Annotated in this window: 24 protein-coding genes; 18 read left to right on the forward strand and 6 right to left on the reverse strand. The window is 64.9% G+C overall.

Features of this window, described 5'->3' with window-relative positions; genetic code table 11:
- Nucleotides 1-184 precede the first annotated feature (184 nt).
- From U5914_RS00270 to rbcL, 8 genes are all read left to right on the forward strand, one after another.
- The gene (locus tag U5914_RS00270; protein ID WP_418766731.1) at nt 185-595 is read left to right on the forward strand and encodes a PH domain-containing protein; all 411 of its coding nucleotides are present in this window, start codon (nt 185-187) and stop codon (nt 593-595) included.
- Nucleotides 595-2097, forward strand: coding sequence for a PH domain-containing protein (locus tag U5914_RS00275; RefSeq protein ID WP_336133332.1), 1503 nt, complete (start codon nt 595-597; stop codon nt 2095-2097). The genes U5914_RS00270 and U5914_RS00275 overlap by 1 nt, the downstream gene beginning before the upstream one ends.
- A gap of 55 nt (nt 2098-2152) precedes the next feature.
- Complete coding sequence (locus tag U5914_RS00280) at nt 2153-2944, forward strand: DUF7537 family lipoprotein (RefSeq protein ID WP_336133333.1); 792 nt, start codon at nt 2153-2155, stop codon at nt 2942-2944.
- 81 nt (nt 2945-3025) lie between these two features.
- Nucleotides 3026-3862 carry a DUF7537 family lipoprotein gene (locus U5914_RS00285; protein WP_336133334.1) on the forward strand — a complete coding sequence of 279 codons (837 nt, stop codon included), beginning with the start codon at nt 3026-3028 and terminating at the stop codon, nt 3860-3862.
- Between the two features lie 40 nt (nt 3863-3902).
- The gene (locus U5914_RS00290) at nt 3903-4139 is read left to right on the forward strand and encodes a CDGSH iron-sulfur domain-containing protein (RefSeq protein WP_336133336.1); all 237 of its coding nucleotides are present in this window, start codon (nt 3903-3905) and stop codon (nt 4137-4139) included.
- A gap of 30 nt (nt 4140-4169) precedes the next feature.
- On the forward strand, nt 4170-4949 hold the full coding sequence (locus U5914_RS00295) for an HAD-IIA family hydrolase (protein ID WP_336133337.1): 780 nt from the start codon (nt 4170-4172) through the stop codon (nt 4947-4949).
- A gap of 108 nt (nt 4950-5057) precedes the next feature.
- On the forward strand, nt 5058-5216 hold the full coding sequence (locus U5914_RS00300; protein ID WP_336133338.1) for a hypothetical protein: 159 nt from the start codon (nt 5058-5060) through the stop codon (nt 5214-5216).
- A gap of 134 nt (nt 5217-5350) precedes the next feature.
- Entirely contained in the window at nt 5351-6604 is a 1254-nt protein-coding gene (rbcL, locus tag U5914_RS00305; protein WP_336133339.1) for a type III ribulose-bisphosphate carboxylase, read from the forward strand.
- A gap of 40 nt (nt 6605-6644) precedes the next feature.
- On the opposite strand, the gene U5914_RS00310 is transcribed toward rbcL, so the two are convergent.
- Nucleotides 6645-7196: a hypothetical protein gene (locus U5914_RS00310; protein ID WP_336133340.1), complete on the reverse strand. Its 552-nt coding sequence runs from the start codon at nt 7194-7196 to the stop codon at nt 6645-6647.
- Nucleotides 7197-7333: 137 nt separating this feature from the next.
- Here U5914_RS00310 and U5914_RS00315 point away from each other — a divergent pair, with 137 nt between their 5' ends.
- Both U5914_RS00315 and U5914_RS00320 read left to right on the forward strand, forming a co-directional pair.
- Nucleotides 7334-8986 (forward strand): hypothetical protein, encoded by a 1653-nt coding sequence (locus U5914_RS00315; RefSeq protein WP_336133341.1) that lies wholly within the window; start codon nt 7334-7336, stop codon nt 8984-8986.
- Between the two features lie 57 nt (nt 8987-9043).
- On the forward strand, nt 9044-11710 hold the full coding sequence (locus U5914_RS00320; protein ID WP_336133342.1) for an AAA domain-containing protein: 2667 nt from the start codon (nt 9044-9046) through the stop codon (nt 11708-11710).
- A 17-nt stretch (nt 11711-11727) separates the two neighbouring features.
- On the opposite strand, the gene U5914_RS00325 is transcribed toward U5914_RS00320, so the two are convergent.
- Complete coding sequence (locus U5914_RS00325) at nt 11728-13356, reverse strand: rhomboid family intramembrane serine protease (RefSeq protein ID WP_336133343.1); 1629 nt, start codon at nt 13354-13356, stop codon at nt 11728-11730.
- Nucleotides 13357-13470: 114 nt separating this feature from the next.
- Here U5914_RS00325 and U5914_RS00330 point away from each other — a divergent pair, with 114 nt between their 5' ends.
- From U5914_RS00330 to U5914_RS00350, 5 genes are all read left to right on the forward strand, one after another.
- A complete protein-coding gene (locus U5914_RS00330; RefSeq protein ID WP_336133345.1) occupies nt 13471-14028 on the forward strand; it encodes an HD domain-containing protein in 558 nt (185 codons plus the stop codon).
- A 64-nt stretch (nt 14029-14092) separates the two neighbouring features.
- Complete coding sequence (locus tag U5914_RS00335; RefSeq protein WP_336133346.1) at nt 14093-14461, forward strand: hypothetical protein; 369 nt, start codon at nt 14093-14095, stop codon at nt 14459-14461.
- A 97-nt stretch (nt 14462-14558) separates the two neighbouring features.
- A complete protein-coding gene (locus tag U5914_RS00340; RefSeq protein WP_336133347.1) occupies nt 14559-14789 on the forward strand; it encodes an AbrB/MazE/SpoVT family DNA-binding domain-containing protein in 231 nt (76 codons plus the stop codon).
- Nucleotides 14790-15164, forward strand: a complete 375-nt coding sequence (locus U5914_RS00345; protein WP_336133348.1) for a PIN domain-containing protein — start codon at nt 14790-14792, stop codon at nt 15162-15164.
- Between the two features lie 42 nt (nt 15165-15206).
- Entirely contained in the window at nt 15207-16703 is a 1497-nt protein-coding gene (locus tag U5914_RS00350) for a replication factor C large subunit (RefSeq protein WP_336133349.1), read from the forward strand.
- 1 nt (nt 16704) lies between these two features.
- Here U5914_RS00350 and U5914_RS00355 read toward each other — a convergent pair whose 3' ends face one another.
- The 4 genes from U5914_RS00355 to U5914_RS00370 all read right to left on the reverse strand — a co-directional run bounded on the left by U5914_RS00355 (nt 16705) and on the right by U5914_RS00370 (nt 21571).
- On the reverse strand, nt 16705-17436 hold the full coding sequence (locus U5914_RS00355) for an amino acid ABC transporter ATP-binding protein (RefSeq protein WP_336133350.1): 732 nt from the start codon (nt 17434-17436) through the stop codon (nt 16705-16707).
- Nucleotides 17433-18263 carry an amino acid ABC transporter permease gene (locus U5914_RS00360; protein ID WP_418766732.1) on the reverse strand — a complete coding sequence of 277 codons (831 nt, stop codon included), beginning with the start codon at nt 18261-18263 and terminating at the stop codon, nt 17433-17435. Before U5914_RS00360 ends, U5914_RS00355 begins: the two co-directional genes overlap by 4 nt.
- A gap of 101 nt (nt 18264-18364) precedes the next feature.
- The gene (locus tag U5914_RS00365) at nt 18365-19189 is read right to left on the reverse strand and encodes a basic amino acid ABC transporter substrate-binding protein (RefSeq protein ID WP_418766733.1); all 825 of its coding nucleotides are present in this window, start codon (nt 19187-19189) and stop codon (nt 18365-18367) included.
- Nucleotides 19190-19312: 123 nt separating this feature from the next.
- Complete coding sequence (locus tag U5914_RS00370) at nt 19313-21571, reverse strand: NADP-dependent malic enzyme (RefSeq protein WP_336133353.1); 2259 nt, start codon at nt 21569-21571, stop codon at nt 19313-19315.
- 154 nt (nt 21572-21725) lie between these two features.
- Between U5914_RS00370 and U5914_RS00375 the strand changes: the two genes are divergently transcribed.
- The 3 genes from U5914_RS00375 (at nt 21726) to U5914_RS00385 (ending at nt 24050) form a co-directional block, all read left to right on the forward strand.
- Nucleotides 21726-22559, forward strand: coding sequence for a COX15/CtaA family protein (locus U5914_RS00375; RefSeq protein WP_336133354.1), 834 nt, complete (start codon nt 21726-21728; stop codon nt 22557-22559).
- 72 nt (nt 22560-22631) lie between these two features.
- Nucleotides 22632-23564 carry a methenyltetrahydromethanopterin cyclohydrolase gene (gene mch, locus U5914_RS00380; protein WP_336133355.1) on the forward strand — a complete coding sequence of 311 codons (933 nt, stop codon included), beginning with the start codon at nt 22632-22634 and terminating at the stop codon, nt 23562-23564.
- Nucleotides 23565-24050: a double winged helix-containing putative transcriptional regulator gene (locus U5914_RS00385; RefSeq protein WP_336133356.1), complete on the forward strand. Its 486-nt coding sequence runs from the start codon at nt 23565-23567 to the stop codon at nt 24048-24050.
- The last annotated feature ends 41 nt before the right edge of the window (nt 24051-24091 follow it).

Below are 24091 nucleotides of genomic sequence, written 5' to 3' on the forward strand. Positions count from 1 at the left end.
CGAACGTGACGACGGGAGCCCGAACGGTGGGCCGTTCGACGAGGGGTTACAACCGGCTGTCACCCCCGTCGACGGCGGAGGCGCTTCGGCGGGCGGCGACGAGGTGCCGGACATCGACGAACTCATCGGCCCCGAACGGACGCTCGAACCGTCGATTCAGGTCGTCTGGATACTGCAGGGTGCCATCTCGGCGACCGTCCTCGGCGTCATCGTCGCCGTCGCGCTCGTCTTCGCGCCGGTCGGCGCGCCGTGGATGGGCGCCGTCGTCTCCGTAGCCGTCTTCCTTCTGAGTGCCGTCTTCGCACTCCTCCGGTATCGGGTCTGGTCCTACCAGTTGCGGACGGATTCGCTGTTGCTCCAGCGGGGCGTCCTCACGCGCGTTTCGACGGTCGCACCCTACGTCCGCATCCAGCACGTCGACGTCCGCCGCGGGCCGACCGAGCGGGCCTTTGGACTGGCGACGACGGTCGTCTACACCGCCGGCTCCCGCGGGGCCGACGTCTCGATTCCCGGTCTGACGCCGGAGCGGGCCAACGACCTGCAGGCGCGGTTGAAAAGCCTCGCCATCGCCGCGGAGGGTGAAGACGCAGTCTGATGAAGCTCGACCCGCTCTCGATTCCGTACCGAGCAGGCGAATCCGTCGTTCGGCTAGCGTGGGTGCTCGTCATCGCCTTCATCGGGACGCCGGGACTCAGCGGCCCGACCGGTATCGGCCTGCTCGTGGTCGGCTGGTTCGTCATCGCGGTCGGCTACCAACTGGTCTACTACCAGCGGTTCGACTACGAACTCACCGAGGACACGCTGGATATCGCCTCCGGCGTCGTCTCCCGCCGCCAGCGGGAGATTCCGATTCGTCGGGTCCAGAACGTCGACATCAGCCGAAACGTCGTCCAGCGCGTGCTCGGCCTCTCGCGTATCGACCTCGAAACCGCCGGTGGCTCCTCGACGGAAGCCTCCCTCCGATACGTCAGTACGGAGGAAGCCGAGCGGTTGCAGTCCGAAATCGCACGCCTGAAACGCGGCGAGGCGGAAGGTGAGGAAACTCCCGAGGCCGCGGCCGAAACGGAACTGTTCGCCATCACGCCGAAGGAACTCGGCCTGCTCGGCGTCATCGGCATCGACCTCCGGTTGCTCGGCTTCGTGACGGTAATCCTGCCGGTGGTCTTTCCCTCGGTCCAGCGCCGGTTCGGCGACCCGTTCCAGGACCCCCTGCTGGCGCTGGCGACGACGGCACCGCTCGTGGCCCTCGCCATCGTCGCCGTCACCGCAGCGATAAGCGGCGCGATCGCCGTGACGAACTACTACGACTTCCACCTGTCACGCCGCGGAGACGAACTCCTCTACGAGCGGGGCCTCCTCCAGCGATTCAGCGGGAGCATCCCCCTCGAGAAGGTCCAGACGCTCGCGGTTTCGGAGAACGTCATCGCGCGACGGCTCGGCTACGCCTCCTTGGCCGTCGAGACGGCGGGGTACGCGCCGGGCGACGCCGGGTCCCAGTCGGCGATTCCGCTCGCGGACCGCGCGCGCGTCCTGTCGCTCGCCCAGTCGGTCGAGGCGTTCGACGACCTCGAATTCGAACGCCCGCCCAAGCGCGCCCGCGAACGGTACGTCGCTCGCTACGCCATCGTCGTCACCCTCCTCGTCGCCGTCGCCTACGCCGTCGACCGCTGGACTGGGCTGGCGTTCGCGTGGTACGCCATCGCAGGTCTGCTGGCGGTCGTCCCGGTCGCCGCCCACCTCAAGTGGAAAAACCTCGGCTACGACGTCCAAGACGAGTACGTCGTCCTCCGGGAGGGGTTCTGGACCCGGACGATAACGGTCGTGCCCTACTACCGCGTCCAGACCGTCGTCGACTCCCAGTCGATATTCCAGCGGCGTCGTCGACTGGCGACGCTCGTGGTGGATACGGCCGGCACCAGCGGGCTGACGAGCGGGCAACCGCGAGCGCTCGATATCGACGCCGAGACGGCTCGCGAGTTGCGTGAAGCCGTCGCGGACCGCTTGCAGGCGGCGCTCGCCCGCCGTCGCGAGGAACGCCGCCGCGAGCGGTTGACGTCGATCACCGCTGAATCGCCGGAAACGGCACCGGACGACTGATTCCGGGCGAGGGCGGGCCACCACGCTTAAGCACCGCTCGATACTCCGGATTCGTATGGTATCACGAGCGACAGTAACAGTCTTGTTGGCCGTTTTCGTTCTGCTATCCGGCTGTTCGGGCCTCGTCGGTGGCGACGGGAACGGCACCCCGACCGAGGAACTCCCCGAGGACCCCGAAGCGTTCGACTACGCCGCCGGCTTCGGCGCCGACGGCGTGACCGACGGGGAGACCGCCCTCGAGACCTACAACGACGCGGTGCAGACACAGGGCAACTACACCGGCGAGTACGGCTACGTCGTCACGACGAACGACGGCGAAACCGACGTCGACGTCGAGTATCGCGTCGACTTCGAGGCCGAACGGGCCGACCAGCAGGCCGTCATCGAATCGCCCGACGTCAACGCCACCGTCGATACGTACTACGAGGGCGACACGCGCTACACGCGCGCCGAATACGAGGGCGAGCAGGGCAACGTCGGCGTCGAAAACGAGTCGTTCCCGCCCGAGCAGTTGACGGCCTCCGAGGCCATCGCCCCGCTGCTTTTGAACGCCACGGAGTACGACGCGACCGTCGAGCGGCGAGGCGGCGAGCCGGTCGTCGTCTACGAGACGACGGACATCGGCGACGCCGCGGGCATCGTCGGCGTCGAGAACCCCGATAGCGTCTCGAACTTCGAGGCGACCTTCGTCGTCGATTCCGAGGGGCTGATTCACAGCGCGACCCTCCAGTTGGATTTCGTCGTCGACGGCAACGAGCGGTCGACCACGATGGAGTTCGAACTCACCGACGTCGGGGAGACGACCGTCGAACGGCCCGGTTGGGCCGACGAGGCCGACCAAGCCTGATACCGTCGAACGGAACCGCCCCAATAAGAGCCCGGTATGCACGGGCACAGCGCTTTTGAAGTCTCGGTAGAAGCACCTTCCATGAATCGCCGCGTGGCGCTGACCGTCGTAGTCGCCCTCTTTCTGGCGCTGGCAGGTTGTTCAGCACTCCCCGTCTGGGACGACGGCGGAAACACGGCTCCCGAAGCCGGGACCGACACGCCTACCGCGACGCCGACGCCAACCGAATCGGTGCCGAACGCCGACCCCGGCGGCGACGGCGGTGACGGGGTCGAAGACGCCTCGTATCCGCCGGGCTACAACGCCAGCGGCGTGAGCGACCCCGGGACCGCGACCGCCGCCCACGTCGACGCGCTTCTCGGCTACTCGAGTTACATATTTACCTACCAGAGCCGGCTGGAAACCGCCGAAGGCAACAGTTCGTTCGCGTATACGACTGCTTCGGATAACGAGGACGAGGTGGCCTACGCCGTCCGCGACACGTCCCGGGGACCACAGGCGGCCTACTACGAGGACGACCGCGTGTACCTCCGCGACGAGACGAGCGACGAGACCCGATACAACTCCACGGACCGCGAGTACGACATGGAGGAGTTCTCGGGCGTCCAGTTCGTCGGCCCGCTTCTGGGCGCCGTCGAGTACAACGACGCCGAGGTCATCGAGACCGAGAGCGGCACCTACTTCCGCTATACGAGCGCCGAGGTCACGAACCCCGAGGAGATTCTCGGCACGCAGGTCGACGACAACGACATCGACCGCTTCGACGTGAGCATCGTCGTCGACGCCGACGGCACCGTCCGGGAGGCCATGTTCGTCGTCGAGGCCGACAACGACGTGAGTGCCCGAATGTCGCTCAGCGAGATCAACTCGACGAACGTCGAGCGGCCCGAGTGGTTCGACGAGACCGACGACTCGTAGCCGCCCAACGATTTTTCTGACAGCCACCCATTGAGAGCGTATGGCACGCGAAGTCCGCCACGACGCACAGGGACCGGACGTACTGGACGAAGACGACATCGGCGACGACGGGAAGATATTCGTCTGTCGTTGTGGGCTCTCGGCGAACAAGCCCCTCTGTGACGGTTCACACAACGGCACCCACGACGAGGAGGACGATGCCGTCTACAAATACGAGAACGACGACGACGAGAACGAGCGGCACGTCATCGACGAACTCGTCTTCGCCGACGAGTAGTCACTTATAAGTCGCCGCCATAGCCGGCGTATGGACTACGAGGCCGCAGTACTCGACCTCGACGGAACGGTCTACCGCGGCGATTCGTTGCTGCCCGGCGCCGCGGCGGCCGTCGACCGGCTCCGGGCGGCCGGGGTCGACCTGTGCTTTTTCTCGAACAACCCGACCAGGTCGCGGGCCGCCTACGCCGAACGGCTCCGAGACCTCGGTATCGACGTCGACGAATCGGCGGTGCTGTCGGCCGGGACGGTCACGACGCGGTTCCTCGCGGACGAACACGGCGACGACGCGGTGTTCGTCGTCGGCTCCGACGGACTGGTCGAACAGTTCGAGGCGGCCGGCCTCTCGACGGTCGCCGACGCCACGGAGGCCGACGTGTTGGTCGCCTCCTACGATATCGATTTCAGCTACGGCGACATGCTGGCGGGCTATCGCGCGCTGAACGCCGGCGCGGCCTTCTACGGTACCGACCCGGATTTGCTGGTGCCCGCCGAGGAGGGGATGGTTCCGGGCTCCGGAGCCATCATCAACGCCGTCGGCGGCATCGTCGACCGAGAGCCGGCGAAGATTCTCGGCAAGCCGTCGGCGGAAGCCCAGCGGGCGGTCCTCGACAATCTCGGCGTCGCTCCCGAGCGGTGTCTGGTCGTCGGCGACCGCCTCAACACGGATATCGCCCTCGGGGAACGCGCCGGCATGACGACGGTACTCGTCCGAACCGGCGTGGCGACCGATGCTGACGTGGCCGACAGTGACGTCCAACCGGACCACGTCATCGACTCGCTGGCCGAGCTAGAGACGATTTGGGCCTGACTGAGAGTTATAAACGGTCCAGTATCAGAGCCCGAAGTAGACGTTTGAACAGTCTCGATTGGTAGCGTCTGACAAGGATTTATATACCATCGGTACCGACCCACGAGTATGGTTGACACAGACCATACTCCGTATGACTACGGCGAGGCAGAAACCGAAGCGCTTGGCGAGGACCCGCCACACGAACAACAGCACGGCGCCGACACGGTCATCGTCGACGGGTCGGTGATGAGTTACAGAAGCTACACGAAGGTCGAGGAGCCATGACGCCCCGGGCCGACGCGTAGTCGGCCCCCGGGGCGGTCGCAGCCGACGGCCGGCCCGATACCACCGACGCATCGTTCGCAGGACCCCCCGTTTTCGCGCCATCTTATAAGACGCCTCACGACCAAGAACAAGCTATGGAGTACGCCGACTTCCTCGACGAGTCGTACGAACCCGGAGCCGCCGACCTCGTCTGCACGTTCAGAATCGCCCCGGGCGAGGGCCTGTCGGTCGGCGAGGCCGCGGCCCGCGTCGCCTCCGAGTCCTCCAACGGCACGTGGGCCGCCCTCTCGCCGGAGTCGGACGTCCGGCAGTACTCGGCGCTGGCCTGCGGTATCGGCGGAGAGGGCCCTCACGGCACCGATATAACGGTCGCCTACCCCGAAGCCCTCTTCGAGGCCGGGAGCCTCCCGCAGGTGCTGTCCTGTATCGCCGGCAACATCATGGGGATGAAAGCCGTCGATACCATCCGCCTGCTCGACTGTGAGTGGCCCGAGGGCCTCGCCGACTCCTTCCCGGGGCCGCAGTACGGTTCGGACGTCCGAACCGAGATTCTCGATGCCGGCGACCGGCCGCCGCTGGCGACCGTCCCCAAGCCGAAGGTCGGCCTCTCGACCGAGGAACACGTCGACATCGCCGAGGCGGCGTGGCGCGGCGGCGTCGACCTCCTGAAGGACGACGAGAACCTCACCGACCAGGATTTCAACCCCTTCGAGCGCCGGGTGGCCGACGCCCTCGAAGCCCGCGACCGCATCGAAGACGAGACCGGCGAGCGCAAGGACTACCTCGTCAACATCACCGCCGAGACCGACGAGATGCTTCGCCGCGCCGAGTACGTCGCCGACCAGGGCGGCTCCTTCGTCATGGTCGACATCATCACCGCCGGCTGGAGCGGCCTCCAGACCGTCCGCCGGCGGACCGAGGACCTTGACCTCGCCATCCACGCCCACCGGGCGATGCACGCCGCCTTCGACCGCCTGCCACAGCACGGCGTCTCGATGCGCTGTCTCGCGCAGTTCGCCCGCCTCGCCGGCGTCGACCACATCCACACCGGCACCGCCGGCCTCGGCAAACTCGAAAACGAGGACACGCCCGGCATCAACGACTGGCTCCGCTCGGACCTCTACGGCCACAGCGACGTCCTGCCGGTCGCCTCCGGCGGCCTCCATCCCGGCATCGTCGACCAACTGCTCGACGCGCTCGGAACGAACATCATGGTCCAGGCCGGTGGCGGCATCCACGGCCACCCCGACGGCACCGAGGCCGGCGCTCGTGCCCTCCGGGCCGCCGTCGAAGCCCACGGCGACGGCGAGTCGCTCGAAACGCGGGCCGAATCCGTCCCCGAACTCGCGACGGCGCTCGACAAGTGGGGGACCGATTCACCGCGGTAAAAGCAGATGGAATCGCAGGTAGTGTCGCCGAACGTGCGGGTTACTGGAACCCGCGTCCGACGTCCGATTCCTCGATGAGGTCGTCGAGTTCCTTCGAGAGCAGGTCCTCGGCCTCCTCGAAGGTCTCCGAGAGGTCGTCGAGTGCGTCGGGCCGGTCGTACATGTCGTACTCCATCGGCCCGAAGGCGGGGCTATCGAGGGCGTCCATCACGTCCTCGAAGAGCGCATCGCCCGTCGTCGGCGCGTCGGCGTGGGTTTCGAGGACGGTTTCGAGTTCCTTCGCCCGCTCTTCGGCCTCGCTTTCGTCCTCGATGCCCTGATTGACGCCGAAGCGGCCGCCGCTGTCCTTGCCCGGGAACAGCGGGTCGAGTTCGTCGTCGACCTTTCGGGCGACCTGTGCGCCGACGCCCTGTACCTCGAATGGGTTCTTCGCGTAGGTCTTCAGCTGGTAGGCCCCGACGGAGGGGTGGCCGACGAAGAGGTCCTCGCCGACGCCACCGCGGCGGTCGCCGGCGACGGCACGCCAGCCGCTGGGCTCCGCGTTCGACTCGACCACGTCTTCGAGGATGTCCTCCCAGTCACGGACGCGCATATACGACGTTCGCGTGCCGACGAGAATGAACCTGTCGGCTTCGGCGGTTTGTTCAACGAACTGGACTCAGTTACTGGCCTCTAACACATTATTATTTTTAAAGTATTGTGTAACTTTATAATAGCTGCTGGCAGATAGTGACCATAGTTAGCATGCATCTCTCGGATCTCGTCGACCACGAATGGAAAGCCCACGAGAAGAAACGCTTTCTGAAGGACTCAACGAAGACGAAAACCGATGATTTCGACCCAGAATCGTTCAAGCACGAGGGGTTCGACGACCGTGAGAAATATCTTGATACGTATGCCCCTGCGTTAGCCAATAAGAACCGGGTCTGGACTGAGCTTACGGATTTCACACCTCCACGCCTCGGGTCAATAAACAACTCACCATACCAAGCGTTGGTTATTCGGTACGGAATCCTTCGGACGCTTATCAGGGAACCCGGGTACTCGATGCCGAAGGAATCGCTGCTGGAAACGGTCCAGGAATGGCAAGGAGAAATTATAGCGGAGGGTTCTGATTCCGAGTTCTCCGACGATGATACGCTCTTTCACCTGTCGAAGGCAGCCGTCAATCACGGATCCGACGTTGACGATTCGGAACTACACCTGATATACAGATACACGGAACTGTACAACGAGCAGCAGCAATGGAAGCACGAGCACTACACCTGGCGGGATATGTTCGAGCGACTTTCGACTATCAATCGCTTCCCGAAGGTATCTCGCTCCGAGAAGCCCGAACACGCCCTCGATACGATTGAAAAAGGCCTCTGGTCGTTGCAGGAGCAAGCACTGGTCTACGAGGTTATCGAAAACGGGCAGAATATCGTCGGTATCCCGGAAGATTACGACGATATCATCCAGGAGTGGGTCAGCTACGAGATTGCCGATGAGAACTTCCGGACGATGTTAGAGAGCCTCGGCCAGTTCGACAGTCAATCGAGGCTCATCGAGGCACGCGAGACCTTCGATATCAACACGAAAACGGGAGGGCGGAACGATAGGCGCCGGGGAAGTCTCGTCGAGGCAGGCGTTTATCCGAGTGATTTGTTGGATGAGACACTCACCAAAGACGACTTAAAAGATATTGTCGACGAGTACGGCATCGACGCACACAAGCGACGGCGGAACGAGATGATTGAGAAGACCATCGAATACTTCGAACGGGCACAGAAGAGCGTCGAAGAGGGCGAACCGGAGTCAGAACTCTACCTGCAGTGCTTCGAGGATATCGCAGACGGCAAAATCGAGAAGATACCCCCACAGCTCCAGACGATAGTCGATGAACCGGACAAATCGAAGAAGTTGGAGATACTCTTCGAACGCGCAACGGCCGAGATTTTCGAGGACGTATTCAATCTCTCTGAGACCGAATTACTGGGCCAAACTGGAGGCGGCAACGTCGCTGACGGGCAAATCGAACAAGACAGTAGATGGCTCCTCTGGGACAACAAACGACGGTCGGGGAAGTTCAAACTCGATGCCGATACCAGGGCCAAAATAAAGGACTACATCGATACGAAAAACCAGCAACACGACGTCGAGTGGTTCTTCATCATCGCTCCTGAGTTCGCGAAATCGGCGGAACAGCGGGCGAATCAGCTAGAGACACAGGTCGGTGGTATCGACATCAGATTGGTCCGAGCGGACACCTTCACGGAATTAGCTCGCTACTGGCAGGCGGAATACGATAATGACGCCGAGTTCCCCCTTTCCGTCTTCTATGGGTCAGATATCCTCGACCTAGAAACCGCCAAGGGTGCTCTTGAAACGATGTTCTCATAGGAGCAAGAAGCATCGACCGACCGATAGCGTTTTTCCGACGAGCGCGTTGGTGCTTGTGTGAACGTTCGCGGCCCCATCGTCGAGGCGCAAGACCCCCGGACCGTCGAGACGAGCTACGGCACCTCGGAACTCGCCGAGGTGACGGTCCGTCCCGAGCGGGGCGCCCGCGACCCCGTCTCGGTGACGCTGTGGGGCGACTGGACCGAGACCGCGGAACTACTGGAGGAGGGAATGGAACTCCTCGTCACCAACGTCGAGGAAGACGAGTTCAAGGGCGAAACCCAGTATTCGACGACGGGCGATTCGCTGGTCGTGGTCGACCCCGATTTCCTCGTCGACGTGACCGACATCCGCTCGTGGGTTCAGTGCCCACGGATGTACTACCTCGACAAACTCACCGGCATTCCGCTGAAGTACCCGGTCATCAAGGGGACCGTCGTCCACGAGGTGTTCGGCGACCTATTGCGGGGGCGGGACCTCGAAGACAGCATCGAGGAACGCGTCGCGGAGGCCGCCCTCGACGTGGGGCTGCTCGGCGAGACAGCCGACTCCGTCGCTGACGACATCCGGCAGAACGCCGCCGCGATTCAGGGGTGGCTCCAGCAGGGCCGACTCGGCGACGACGCCGATACGTGGCGCTCCGAGCAGACGCTCATCTCCAAGCGGTTCGGCATCAAGGGTCGGGCCGACGCCGTCCGCCGTGGGATGCCCGTCGAACTGAAGACCGGCAAGAATCTGACCAAGGAACCGCGGTTCCAGGACAAGGTGCAGGCGGCCTGCTACGCCCTGCTTTTGGCCGATGGCGTCGAAGACGCACCGGATACCGGGACCCTGCTGTACACCAAAAACACCGCGCTGGAACGGAGCGAGGAGTCCGGCGACCTCTCGCCGGCCAAGGAGTTCTCCATCGGGTCGGGGTTCCTGCAGTTCGTCCTCCGGACGCGCAACGAAATCGCCGCCGCCGAACACGACATGTCCGTTCCGACGGGCTACGAGGCCAACGCCAAATGCGAATACTGCTTCGAGCAGGACACCTGCATGGTCGTCTCGGGGCGCCTCGACCAGGAGTCGAAGGCCGGTCAAATCGGCGAACCCCTGCCGGAGGCGGAGCGCGAGTACTTCGAGCGGTTCTATCGCTCCATCGAGGAGGAGCGCCGCGAGGTCCACAAGGAGTACCGGAAGCTCTGGGAGCAGACCGCCGAAGAGCGGGCCGACGACGACCGCGCGCTCATCGACCTCGAACCGCTTGATAGGCGCGCCGTCTCGGGCGGGCGCTGGCGTCTCCGCGCGGAACGGACCTCTGATGCAGTCTCGAAGATTCGGGAGGGCGACCGCGTCCTCGCCAGCGACGGCGACCCCATCGACGGGACTGCCGAACTCGCGACTGTCGAGGAACTGGGCGAGGAGGTCGTCGTCGTGGCCGACGAACCGCTGGACCTCCGGCGGCTCGACGTCTACCCCTCGGAAATCGGCGTCGACCGCCAGTTGACCGCGCTCCACGACGCGATACTTCGCGGCGACCCGGACCGGAAGGACGTCCTCTTCGGTCGTCGCGACCCCGAGTTCTCCGGCGAGGAGCGCACCTACATCGACAACAACGACGCACAGAACGAGGCGGTCAACAAGGCCGTCAACGCCGATGATTTCGCCCTCGTCCACGGCCCGCCCGGGACGGGAAAGACCTACACGCTGGCTCAGACGGTCCGCACGCTCGTTCGGAGCGGCGAGCGCGTCCTGCTGTCGGCCTTCACCAATCGGGCGGTCGACAACGCCATCGAGGCTCTCGAAGAGCAGGGCTTCACCGACATCGTCCGCTGGGGCTCCGAATCGGGCGTTCGCGACGATATGCAGGAGTACCGAATGGAACGCAGCGGCGACCCCCGAGACCGGGCCGCCGAACTGCAGGACGCACAGGTCGTCGCCGCGACCACCGCGGCCTGTGGCTCACGGGCGCTCAAAGAGCAACACTTCGACGTCGCCGTCGTCGACGAGGCCGGCCAGTTGACCGAACCGGGAACCTTCCTCGCGACGAACCTCGCCGACCGGTTCGTGCTTGTCGGCGACCACGAGCAATTACCGCCCGTGGTTCGGGCCGGAAACGACCTGCAGGAATCCCTTTTCGAACGTCTCATCGAGACCTACCCCGAGGCCGGCGTCATGCTCGACCGCCAGTACCGGATGAGCCAGCGCGTTCAGTGGTTCTCCAGCGAGGAGTTCTACGACGGCCAACTGCGCCCGGCCAGCGGCGAGGTGGCCGCCCAGCGACTCGACCAGTTGCCGGGCGTCGACGCCGACGCGCTCCCGGCAGAACTTCGAAACCCCGTCTCCTTCGTCGACCCCGACGGCCGCGCGGACGGCAACACGAACCGCATCGAGGCCGACCGCGTCGCCGAAATCGTCCGGTCGTTCCGCGAGGCGGGGGTCGCGCCCGACGATATCGGCGTCATCGCGCCGTTTCGGGCGCAGGTCGCCGAGATATCTCGCCGCGTGCCGGCCGATATCGCCGTCGACACCGTCGACCGCTTTCAGGGCTCCTCGAAGGAGGTCATCGTCATCTCCTTCGTCGCCACCGAGGACCTCGAAAGCCCCATCTTCGAGGACTATCGCCGGGTCAACGTTGGGCTGACGCGGGCGAAAAAATCCCTCGTCCTCGTCGGTGATGCCGACGCGCTCTCGACAGTGCCCTTCTACGAGCGGATGTTGAACTGGGCGGACGGCAATTAGACGCCGGGCCGCCGACACTACCGCGACCGCCGAGCGATGCGAAGTCGCGTGTCCTCGCGCTCGGCGAAGAGGTCCCGCTCGTCGCGTTCGAACGTTATGCCGCCGACAGTGGTGTTGGTGCCGTTCTCGGGAACGGTCGCGCGACCGAGCGTCTCGTTGTTCCGGGAGACGACGACATCGAATCCGTCGCCGGTTGGGGCGATGGAGACGTTCCGCCCGTCGATGCGCGCGTCGGCGGTCGCCCGTTCGTCGCGGAACACGACCGGCCGGTCTTCGGTCTCGATACCGAGACGGACGTTGTAGGTCGAGTCGCTACCGGCCAGCGACCAGGTCGTACGGGTGACGCGGACGTCCTCGTTCCACGTGACGCCGCCGACGCGAATCGTCGCTTCGCCGCTGCTGGCGAGGCGATTCTTCGAGACCTGCTCCCACCAGATGTTGCGCTGCTCGGAGACGACGATGACGCCGCTGGCGTTGACGCTGGTGGTGTTGCCGGCCGGAATCGGAACGGCGGAGATGTACTGGTTCTCGACGTCTTCGGCGTAGAAGACGGTGTAATCGCCCACCTCGACGGGGTCGGCGCCGCCGAGGCCGGCACTGGGGTCGTTGACGACGAACAGGTTGAACGGGACGGCGACGAGCGCGAGCGCGAAAACGGTCGCCAACAGAAGGCCGTAGGCGGCCTCCCGCCGCGAGAGGTCGATACTGGTGATGAGGTCCCGGGGCGTCGCCGTCGCGCCGCTGGCGACCACCGCGGCCACGAGAAAGACGAGCGCCGCGCCCAATCCTTGATAGAGGGTGAAGGTATCGGAGCCTTCGATGGCGTAGACGGCCCACAGGCCGCGGTCGGCGGCGACCACCAGCGCGGCCAGCCACACGTGGGTCGCTTTCGGGCGGACGTTGCGGCGATAGAGGAGCCACGCCGCGAGAACGATACCGACGAAAAGGCCGAGCGCATGACCCTGAATCGCGACGTCGGCCCACCACGGCTGGGAGAAGGATTCGCTCGCCGTCCGCGTAATCGTCGGAAACCGGATGGCGTTGTAGACGAGACTCACCACGTCCGCGAGCAGCGTCGCCGCGACCGCCGCCAGCGGGAACCGAACTAAGGCGAACCCGATGAAGGCGAAGACGACGCCGGAGAAGCCGATGACCGGTCCGAGCGCGAACAGCCCCGAGAGGATGCCGACGACGAAGACGCCGAGAACCCACGCGGCGATGCGGGCGAAGGGATTGGTACGGAGCGACGAGAACGAGGTAGTGCCGCGCTCGCGGGGGAAGTGACTCCAGGCGTACTCGGCCAGCGACCCGAAGACGAGCGTCCCCAGCAGGTTCCCGGTGATGTGGCCCAACCCGGCGTGGGCAAAGCCCGCCGTGAGCATCCCGGTGGGATAGAGGTACCCCCACGCGCGGAACGGAAGGACGACGGGGTCTCGCGGGTTGGCGAGGCCGTCCTGGGCTAGCAGATAGAAGGCCGCGACGCCGAGGACGGCCACGAGCGTGCCCCACGGCACGCCCATGACGAGGCGTTTGCGAGCCAGCAGGCCCCACCGGCCATCGGGCCGGTCGAGACGCCACAGGGCCACCAGCGAGACGCCGATGCCGGCCGCGAGCGTGAGATACCAGGCGGCGACCGGGACAGCCATACCGAGGGCCACGGCGTGGACTGATATATAAGTCGGCGGTGTTCCAGCGGTTCCGCCGTCGGCCCGTCCGCGCGAGTTCCACAGCGTTTAGCCGTCGGGCGCCAACCGACGCGTATGGACATCGAAGCCGTCTTTCCGGAGATCGAGACCATCGAGGACGACACGCTTCGGACCGGCGTCGCCTCGGCGTGGACCAGCGCCGCGGGCGTCAACGGACTCGATATCGAGGAGTTACCCGAGGTACCGTGGCTGCCGCCGGCCCAGCGGGACCTCGATATGGCCGCCGACGAGGCGCTGCTCGTCGACCACGTCAAGGACGTGACCTCGTGTGCGCTCGGCCTCGCGGAATCGCTGCTCTCGCGGGACGACGACCTCGATATCGACATCGACACCGTCATCGCCGGCGCTCTGGTCCACGACGTCTCGAAACTCTACGAGTTCGACGGCATGGACCGCACCGAGGTCGGACGCCTGCTGGGCCACCCCTACTACGGCGTCTCGGTCGTCTCGCGAGCGAACCTGCCGGTCGATATCGCCCACATCGTCCTCTCGCATAGCTCCAGAACGACCGTCGAACCGGCGACGCTGGAGGCCGAAATCGTCCGCCGCGCCGACGGGGTAGCGGCCGCGAGCATCCGGACGACGGCCCTCGACGACCTCCGGGACGCCTGACCGGTATCCGAGCGACCCCGGGCCCGAACGCAAGGACTAATCGCCTGCCATCGGACCATCGGATATGAGCGACGACGAGGGAGACGCCGAGTCGAACCGACAGCGGAAGCAGTTGCGCCTCGTCGGCTACGGCATCACCATCGCGGGCGTGCTCACGTACCTCGTCGCCTCCGTCAGTTCGCGACCCTACGCTATCCTCGTGTACGGTCTCGCCGGATTGGCTATCGCCATGCTCGTCTTCGAGAAACTCGAAGGCGGTGCGATGGGCATCTCGCTCGGCCTCCTGACCGGTTCGTTCGGCGTCTGGCTGTGGCCGAACGTCGGGGGAGGCGACTTCTACGTCCTCGGCTACATGCTCGTGTTGGCCGGCCTCGCTAACGCGATTCTGACGCCGTACTTCAGGGATTTCGGCGAACGGCTGGCAAAACGGTGATGTTCGCGGTATAGCGATATCGTGGGAAGTCGTATTATTTTGGGTAAACTACACAATCTGGGGAATTCTTTTATCGCTACCCACCGTAATCGGAGATATGTCAGAGACGACCCTCGACGACAGGGGACGGCTCACCCTGCCGAAGGAACTGCGGGAGCGCTACGGCGACCGCTACCGTATCGTCGAACTCCACGATGGAATCAAACTGATCCCCATCGCGGATGACCCTCTCGACGCTCTCCGTGCCGAATTCTCCGGGGTCGAAAAATCGGCCGAGGAACTCCGTGAAGGGGCACGTGACGCAGCGCTGGACGAGGCTGGCCGCTGAATGTACGCGGAAACCGATTTCCTTCTCGCCCTTATCAAAGAGGAGGACTGGCTCGGTGGGGCTGCTGAAGAGGTTTATCGAGACCGACGCGAGGACCTCTGGACCTCACAGTTCACTCTCATCGAGCTACTGCTGGTCGCCTACCGCGAAAACCGCGATACTGAGCAGGTAGTTGCGAACGCCGCCGCACTCATAGACGTTCGAGGCGATGTAGATACTGTGGTTGCGGCGGCGACATACGTCGAGGACCACGGGTTCACACCCTTCGATGCGCTCCATCTCGTCGAATCAGACGGCGATACGATCGTCTCTAGCGACAGCGCATACGATGGGTTCGCGTCTCGAATCGACCTGACTGCTGAAGGTACCGAATAGCCCTCCGCAACGGCTTTACCCGCTACCCTCTTTCCTCCGACAATGAGTGACTGGACGGAAAAGTACCGCCCGGAGACCCTCTCGGAGGTCCGGGGGAACAACAAGGCCCGCGACGCGCTGAAGGAGTGGGCCGAGACGTGGGACGACCACGGCGAGGCGGTCGTCCTCCACGGCGCGCCGGGGGTCGGCAAGACCTCCGCCGCCCACGCGCTGGCCAACGACATGGACTGGCCGGTACTGGAGATGAACGCCTCGGACGCCCGAACCAAGGACGAAATCGAGCGGTTCGCTGGCCGAGCGGCCTCGAACACGACGCTGGGCAGTCAGCGACAACTCATCATCCTCGACGAGGCCGACAACCTCCACCAGCACAAGGACCGCGGCGGGGCCGCCGCGATGACCCGACTGGTCAAGAACGCCACCCAACCCATCGTCCTCATCGCCAACGACTACTACGAGATGTCCTCCGGCCTCCGCAGCGCCGCACGGGACATCGAGTTCCGCGACATCTCGACGCGCTCTATCGTGCCGGTCCTCCGTGACATCTGCCGACAGGAGAACGTCGCCTTCGACGAGGACGTACTCGAATCCATCGCCGAGCAGAACCGCGGGGACCTGCGCGGGGCCATCAAGGACCTGCAGGCCCGCGAGCAGGGCGGCGAGATTCGCGCCGAAGGTTCGGAGGGCGACCGCGACAAGACCGTCGACATCTTCTCGTTTCTCGATGCGGTCCTCAAAGAGGAGTCCGCGGAGGAGGCCCTCCGGACGGCCTACGACGTTGACGAGACACCCGATAACCTCCTGCAGTGGATCGAGGACAAGGTGCCCAAGGTCTACGAGCGCGGCGAGTTGGCCGACGCCTACGAACACCTCGCCGACGCCGACGTCTGGCTCGGTCGGGTGCGAGCCACCCAGAACTACAGTTACTGGCGCTATGCGACCGACAACGTCGCCGCCGGGGTCGCCTCGGCCCGCCAGCAGGAACGCGGCGGCTGGACCCGCTATGGCGGCGCACCCTACCGCTCCTCGCGGGACGCCACCCGGGATTACATCGCCGAGAAGATCGCCGAGAAATCGGGCGTCTCGACGGCGACCGCACGCCGGGAGGTCATGCCCTACCTCTCGGTGATGACCCACCACTGCAAGAACCGCGAGTTGACCGTCGAGATGGCGGCCCGCTACGACCTCGATGCCGACCACGTCTCCTTCATCACGGGGTCGGGCAAGACCACCAACAAGGTCCAAGGCATCATCGAAGACGCCGAGGAACTGCTGGAGAAGGAGGCCGTCGACCACTCCGGCGGGGCCTTCGCGTCCATCGAGGGGGCGACGACCGGCGAGGCGGACACCGAGAACGACGAGAGCGACGAACGCGGCGGGGACGAGGACGAAAGTGGAACCCTCGCTGACTTCGGGGCCTCCGGCGACGGTTCGACGACCGACGGAAAACGGGACGATGCTGACGAGCAGTCGACCGAAGAACGCGCTGCGGAAGCCGAAGACGACGACGGGCAGGCCGGCCTCTCGGACTTTATGTGACTCAGAGCAGGCGGGAGAGGAACTGCTCGCCGCGTTCGGTCTGGGGGTTCTCGAAGAACGTCTCCGGTTCGTTCTCCTCGACGATGCGACCCTCGGACATCAGGACGATGCGGTCGGCGACCTCCCGGGCAAAGCCCATCTCGTGGGTGACGAGCATCATCGTCATGCCCTCCTCGGCGAGGTCCTCGATGACGTCCAGCACCTCGCCGACGAGTTCGGGGTCCAGCGCGCTGGTTACCTCGTCGAACAGCATCACCTTGGGGTCCATCGCGAGCGCACGGGCGATGGCGACCCGCTGTTGTTGGCCACCGGAGAGTTCGTGGGGATACGAATCCATCTGGTCGGCGAGGCCGACGCGGTCCAGCAGTTCCTCGGCGCGGCGCGTGGCCTCCGTCGCGGGGAGGCCCCGGACTTCCTTCGGCCCGATGGAGACGTTTTCGAGGGCGTTCTTGTGCGGAAAGAGGTTGAACGACTGGAAGACCATCCCGACCTGCTGGCGGACCTGATTGACGTCGCCGTCGGTAATCGACCGGCCATCCAGTCGAATCTCGCCGCTCTGAATCTCCTCGAGGCGGTTCGTACACCGAAGCAGCGTCGACTTCCCGGACCCGGAGGGTCCGATGACGACGACGACCTCCTGCTGGTCGACCGACAGGTCGATGTCCTTCAGGACGTGGGTATCGCCGAAGTACTTGTCGACGCCCTCGAACTCGACGAGCGGTTCGTGGCTCATTCGTCACCACCCCCGACAGTTCGGGAGAGGTTCGACAACCGCCCGAGGATGCCCCCGTCGGAGCCCCAGTCGGAGTACTTTTCGAGGGAGTTGACAACCTGACTCATCGACATCGTAATCATGAGATAGAGGATACAGACCCACACCAGCGGCGTCCACGGGTCAAGTTGGTTGCTGTTGATGTTCCGGAAGACGCTCATAATCTCGGGGACGGCAATGACGGTCAGAAGCGAGGTGTCCTTGACGAGGATGATCTGGTCGTTGCCGATGGCGGCGAGGGCGTTGCGCCACGCCTGCGGGAGGACGATGTGTCGAAGCGCCATCACTCGCGACATCCCGAGGGAGCGGGCGGCCTCCATCTGTCCGTCGGGGACGGCGTCGATACCGCCACGGATGGCCTCGCCGACGTAGGCGCCGTGGTTCAACGTGAGGCCGATTATCGCCGCCGGAACCGCCCAGTTCTCGAAGGGGAACTGGCCGGTCGCCCACAGTCGAGGGATGCCGAAGTAGATGACGAAAAGCTGGAAGAGCAGCGGCGTCCCGCGGAAGAACTCGACGTATCCCTTCGCGATGCGTCCGGTGACGCCTGAGGTGGAGATACGCCCCAAGCCAACCATGACGCCGAGAGTTACCGAGAGGAGACTCGAGATGACGACGATCTGGAGGACGAGAACGAAGGCCTCTGCGAACCGTTGGGCGATGAACGGCGACGTAAGCAGTGTGTAATTGACCTGTGTTTGCAGAATCCATACCACGAGGGCGCCGATAAGAAGGAGGAATCCGCCGGATACGATTTCACCGAATCGTCTGACGAGTGCATCACGCATCAGCACGCCGCCGCTCTCGGCGTCCTCCTCGCCGGTGTGCGCTTCTGCCATATGCTATCCGAATCGGTCCCGAAGGGATGAAACTACCGAGACGGATTCGCCTATGCAGCGAAGTACTCGCTGTAAATTTCGTCGTAGGTGCCGTCCTCGCGGATAGCTGCCAGCGCGTCGTTGACCTCCTGACGGAAGTCGTCGTCGTCCTGTCGGAAGGCGATGCCGTACTCCTCGACGGTCAGCGTGAGGTACGGCGGCGCGTCGTCGCCCTGGGCGGCGGCCTCGCCCTCGCCTTCGAGGAAGACGACCTCGTCGTTCTCGTTTGCGAACTCGGCGCTGACGGTGTTGTCGTTGATGACGGCGTCGACCTGATTGTTCAGCAGCGCGTCGAAGGCGCCGGTAATCTGGTCGTAGCTCTCGATGGTGAGGTCGCCGTCGAACTCCTCTTGAAGCCCCTCGGCGGCCGCCTCGCCGGTCGTCCCCTTCTGGACGCCGACCTGCGTGCCCTTGAGGTCCTCCTTCGAGGTGATGTTCCCGTCGTCGAGAACGAGGACGGTCTGGTAGGCCGTGAAGTAGGGGTCGGAGAAGTCGACTTCCTCGGCCCGCTCGTCGTTGATGGTCATCGCGCTCATGATGACCCGGAAGTTACCGTTGTTCAGCGACGGGATGATGCCGTCGAAACTGGTCTCCTGAAACTCGTACTCGTAGCCGAGTTCCCCGGCGAAGACCGCCTCGGCGATCTCGACGTCGAAACCGACGAGTTCGCCCTCCTCGGTCCGGTACTCGAACGGCGGATACGGGATGTCCGAACCGATAGTAATCGTCTCCGCTCCGTCGTCGCCATTGCCGTTCCCGCCGTCGCCGAGACAGCCGGCGAACGCCGCGGCCGCGCCGGCGCCACCGACCGTCTTCAGGTACGAACGACGGTCCAGATCGGTTTGTTCTACCATATCCGTTCCTTGGCAGAAACGCGTTTTAAGGTTTCGACGTGGGACGGAGCGGCAAATATATACTCAGTACCGAAAGAATGACCGTTCGGCCTGTTACAGCCGGAATTATTCGTCGTTCGACTGCGCGTCGACGACCGCAACGCCCGCGAGATTCACGATGTCCTTCACTTCGTCGCCCCGCTGGAGGACGTGGACGGGCTTGTCCATCCCGACCAGCATCGGGCCGATGGCTTCGGCGCCGCCCAGTCGCTGCAGCAGTTTGTAGGCGATGTTGCCCGCTTCGAGGTTCGGGAAGATGAGCAGGTTCGCTGGCTCGTCCAGTTCCGAGAAGCTATAGGTACCTTCGAGCATGTCCTCGACGACGGCGGTGTCGGCCTGCATCTCGCCGTCGACCGGGAAGTCGACCGCGTCGTCGGCCCGGAGCATCTCCGCGGCCTTCCGCGGCTTGCGAGTCCCCTCGTTGTCGACGCTGCCGAAGTCCGAATACGAGAGCAGTGCCGCCTTCGGGTCGATATTGAACCGGCGGGCGAGTTCGGCGGTCTGTTTCGTGACCTCGGCCAGCACGTCCTCGTCGGGCGACTGGTTGACCGTGGCGTCGGCGACGAAGACGACGCGGTTCTTGAAGGTGAGCATGTAGACGCCGGCCGCGTAGTTGGCGTCTTCGGCGGTGCCGACGACCTGCAGCGGCGGCCGCAGCGCCGACGGGTAGTGGTGCATCAGGCCGGTCAGCATCGCGTCGGCGTCGCCCATCTCGACCATGACGCTGCCGAGGTAGTTGCCGTCCTCGATGAGTTCGTCGGCCTCACGGCGCGTGATGCCCTTCCGCTGGCGGAGTTCGTAGAGCCGCTCGGCGTAGGGGTCGAGGTTGCCCTCCTCGGGGTCGACGATTTCCGGTTCGAAGTCGAGCCCGAGGCGTTCGGCGTGCGCCCAGATTTCCTCCCGGTCGCCGATGAGAACCGGCTCGGCGATGCCCTGGTCGACCAGTTGATAGGCCGCACGGACCATCTTCTCGTCGTCGCCCTCCGCGAGGACGAGTCGCTTGGGGTCGCTTTTGGCCTTGTTGAGGACGACCCGCATCATCTCGCGGGACTTGCCGAGACGGGCCTCCAGTTTCTCCGCGTAGGTTTCGAGGTCCAGGTCGATGCGGGCACAGCCGCTGTCGATAGCGGCTTTCGCCACGGCCGGTGCGACCTCGAAGAGGACGCGAGGGTCCAGCGGCTTCGGGATGATGTAGTTCGGACCGAACTGCAGCGGCTGGTCGCCGTAGGCCTTGACGACCGCGTCCGGCACGTCCTGTCGGGCCAACTCCGCCAGCGCCTCGGCGGCGGCGACCTTCATGTCCTCGTTGATTTCGGTCGCGCGAACGTCGAGGGCACCACGGAAGATGAACGGGAACCCGAGGACGTTGTTGACCTGATTCGGATAATCCGACCGGCCCGTCGCCATGATGACGGTGTCGTCCCGTGCGTTCTTGGCCGCCTCGTAGCCGATTTCGGGGTCCGGGTTCGCCATCGCGAAGACGATGGGGTCGTCGGCCATCGCCTGAATCATGTCCTGGTCGACGATACCGCCGACCGAGAGGCCGACGAAGACGTCCGCACCCTCCATCGCGTCCGCGAGGTCGCCCTCCGGTCGGTCCTGTGCGAACTCCCGTTTGAACTCGTTGACCTCGCCGTCCTCGGCACGGGCTTCGGTGATGATGCCCGTCGAGTCGCACATCGTGATGTTGTCGCGTTCCGCGCCGAGCGAGACGTAGAACCGGGCGGTCGCCAGTGCCGAGGCGCCGGCGCCGGAGAAGACGATATCCAGTTCGTCGAGGTCCTTATCGGCGATGTCGGCGGCGTTCAAAAGTGCGGCTCCGGAGATGATGGCCGTCCCGTGCTGGTCGTCGTGGAAGACGGGGATGTCCATCTCCTCGCGGAGCGTCTCCTCGATTTCGAAGCATTCGGGCGCCTTGATGTCCTCGAGGTTGATGCCCCCGAAGGTCGGTTCCATCGCGCTGACCGACTCGATGATGTCCTTCGGGTCGTCCTGGTCGAGTTCGATGTCGAAGACGTCGATGTCGGCGAAGCGCTTGAACAGGACGCCCTTGCCCTCCATGACGGGCTTGGAGGCCTGCGCGCCGATGTCTCCGAGTCCGAGCACGGCGGTGCCGTTGGAGACGACGCCCACCATGTTGCCCTTCGTCGTGTAGGTGAAGGCCTCGTTGGGGTCGTCGGCGATCTCGTTACACGGCGCGGCGACCCCCGGCGAGTACGCCAAAGAGAGGTCCCGCTGTGTGTTGGTCGGTTTCGTCGTCGAAATCTCGAGTTTACCCGGTGGCTCACGCCGGTGGTACTCGAGTGAGTCCTCGTCCAGTCCCATAGAGGTACCCCGTACAGCGGCCTCAAAAAGCTACCCAACATGGCGGGGCCGGCAGGCCTTGCCCCAACCGTCGCCGCCCCGCCTCCGGAGCCCCGCTCCGGGCGACACAGCCGGTTTCGGGGGGTATTTACTCCCGCAGGTCCCAGCGACGAGTATGGACCTCCGCCGGCTGTTGTTCGTCACGACCATCACGACCGCGCTCACCGCGCTCGTGGGCGTGTTGACCGCCACCTCGGGGGCCGGCCTGACCTGTGAGGCACGGTGGCCGCTGTGTGACGGCGCCGTCTTCGGCCTCTTCCCGGCCAACTTCATGTCCTTCATCGAGTGGTCCCACCGGCTGGTGGCGATGATAACCGGCTTTCTCATCATCGGCTCCACTATCGCCGCGTGGCGCGGCAGCCACCCGCGCCGCGTCCGCTTTGCGACGCTGGCGGCGCTCGTCATCACGCCCGTTCAAATCGTCTTCGGCGCGTTCACGGTGCTCGTCCACGAACTCGTCTTCGGCTACTCCATCGTCGTGTTGACGCTGCATTTCGGTTTCGCGGCGACCATCCTCGGTCTGCTCGTGGCCGCGACCGTGTGGGCCTACGCCGAAGCCAGCCCCGTCTCGCTCGACCGCATCCAGCAGGCCGGCGGCCTCGCGCTGCTCGGCTACCCGGTCATGGTCGCGCTGACGCCGCGGCTGTTCGTCACCTTCGGCGAAGTCGCGCAGTTCGTCTACTACGGCCTCGGGTTCGCCGTCTTCGCGGCGCTGGTCGCCGTCGCGCTGTGGGGCCGCGAACTCGCTGCCCGCGGCGTCTCGCTGGCCGGCGGCACCGCAGCACTCGCCGTCATCAGCCAACTCATCATCGCCCGGCAGGCCTTCGGCAGTCGCGGCCAGTTGCTCATCCTCGCGCTGTCGTTTGCGGCCTTCGGACTGACCCTCGGCGCGGTCAGTCGGAGTCGAAGCCTCGATGCCTCTCCGAACCGCGCCGTCGCTGGCGAGTAGGGCCGAAACCGAAGTGTCTTCGCCCGACGCCGAGTCACGAAGCCTTTTGAGCGAAACCGCCCCACGTTCGGTATGGAGAGTCTCAATCGGATGGCCCTCGAACTCACCGACGAGGCCATCGACTTCGCCGACGAACTCGCGATAGAGGTACACGAACTCGACAACGGTGCGATGGTACTGGATTTCGGCGTCGACTCGCCGGGCGGCATCGAAGCCGGCCTGCTGCTGGCGGAGATTCAGACCGGCGGGCTGGCGACGGTCCAGACCGGCATCGATGAAATCGAAGGCGCACCGCTGACCCACGTCGAGATATCGACCGACCACCCCGCGATGGCGCTGCTTTGCGCACAGAAGGCCGGCTGGGAGCTGTCGGTCGACGGCTTCGAGGGACTGGGCAGCGGGCCCGCCCGGGCGCTCGTGGCCGAGGAAGACGAGTTCCAGCGCATCGGCTACCGCGACGCCTCGGATTTCGGCGTGCTGGCGGTCGAAAGCGAGGAACTGCCCGGTGAGGCAGTCGCCGAACACGTCGCGGACATGACGGGCGTGCCCGTCTCGAGCGTCTTCCTGCCGACGTTCTCGACGGCGAGCGTGACCGGCAGCGTCGCCTTGGCCGCCCGTGCCGCCGAACTCGCCGCCTTCCGGCTGTCGGAACTCGGCTACGACCCGCTGGAGATGCTGACCGTTACCGCCTCGGCACCCGTCGCGCCCGTCGCCGAAAGCGACGAACTCGCGATGGCCCGGACCAACGACGCGCTGGCCTACGGTGGGCAGGTCCACATGACAGTCGACAGCGACTTCGACCGCTTCGAGGAGGTCGCCTCGACGGCCCGCGAGGAGTTCGGCCACCCGTTCGTCGAGGTCTTCGAGGACCACGAATGGGACTTCTACGACCTGCCAGTCGAGGTGTTCGCGCCCGCGCAGGTGACCATCGACATCGTCGGCGAGGGCGTCGAAGTGGTGGGCCGCACCGACGAGGCCCTGCTCGCCGAGAGCTTCGGCTTATAAATGAAGTTCAAGGTCCTTCCCGAACCCGTCGAGTCCGTCGAGACGGTCGCGGAGATACAGGCGGCGGTCCCGCTGGTGCCCGACGAGGAGACCTCCTGCTGTGCGAGGGTGATACAGCGGACCGACGTGGGCTCGCAGGACAGCGCCAAGGAGTGGCTGACCTTCCTGCGCGCTCTGCGACTGGTCGAGGAAGACGACGGGAAGTACCACCGACTCCAGCGTGACGCTAATCCCGGGGACCTTCGTGCGGCGTTTCTGGAACGGATATATCTGGCCGAGGACGTGGTGAATCTGCTCGATGCGGCCGACGACCCGCTCGACCTCGATGCGGTGTTCGACCGACTCACCGACCGGCTTCCACAGTGGGAGCGGCTCCGCCATACCGACCCCGAGGCCGTCTGGCGGGAGCGCGTCTACCGGATTCTGGAGTGGGCGGTCGTCTTCGGGCTGGCCGAACGCGCCGATAGCGGCTACGTGGCGGCATAACACCCTCGGGCGCATCCAAACGGTTTATACTGTCCCGACGG

Origin of the sequence: Natronomonas amylolytica (assembly GCF_037031205.1) — an archaeon.
Lineage (GTDB): Archaea > Halobacteriota > Halobacteria > Halobacteriales > Haloarculaceae > Natronomonas > Natronomonas amylolytica.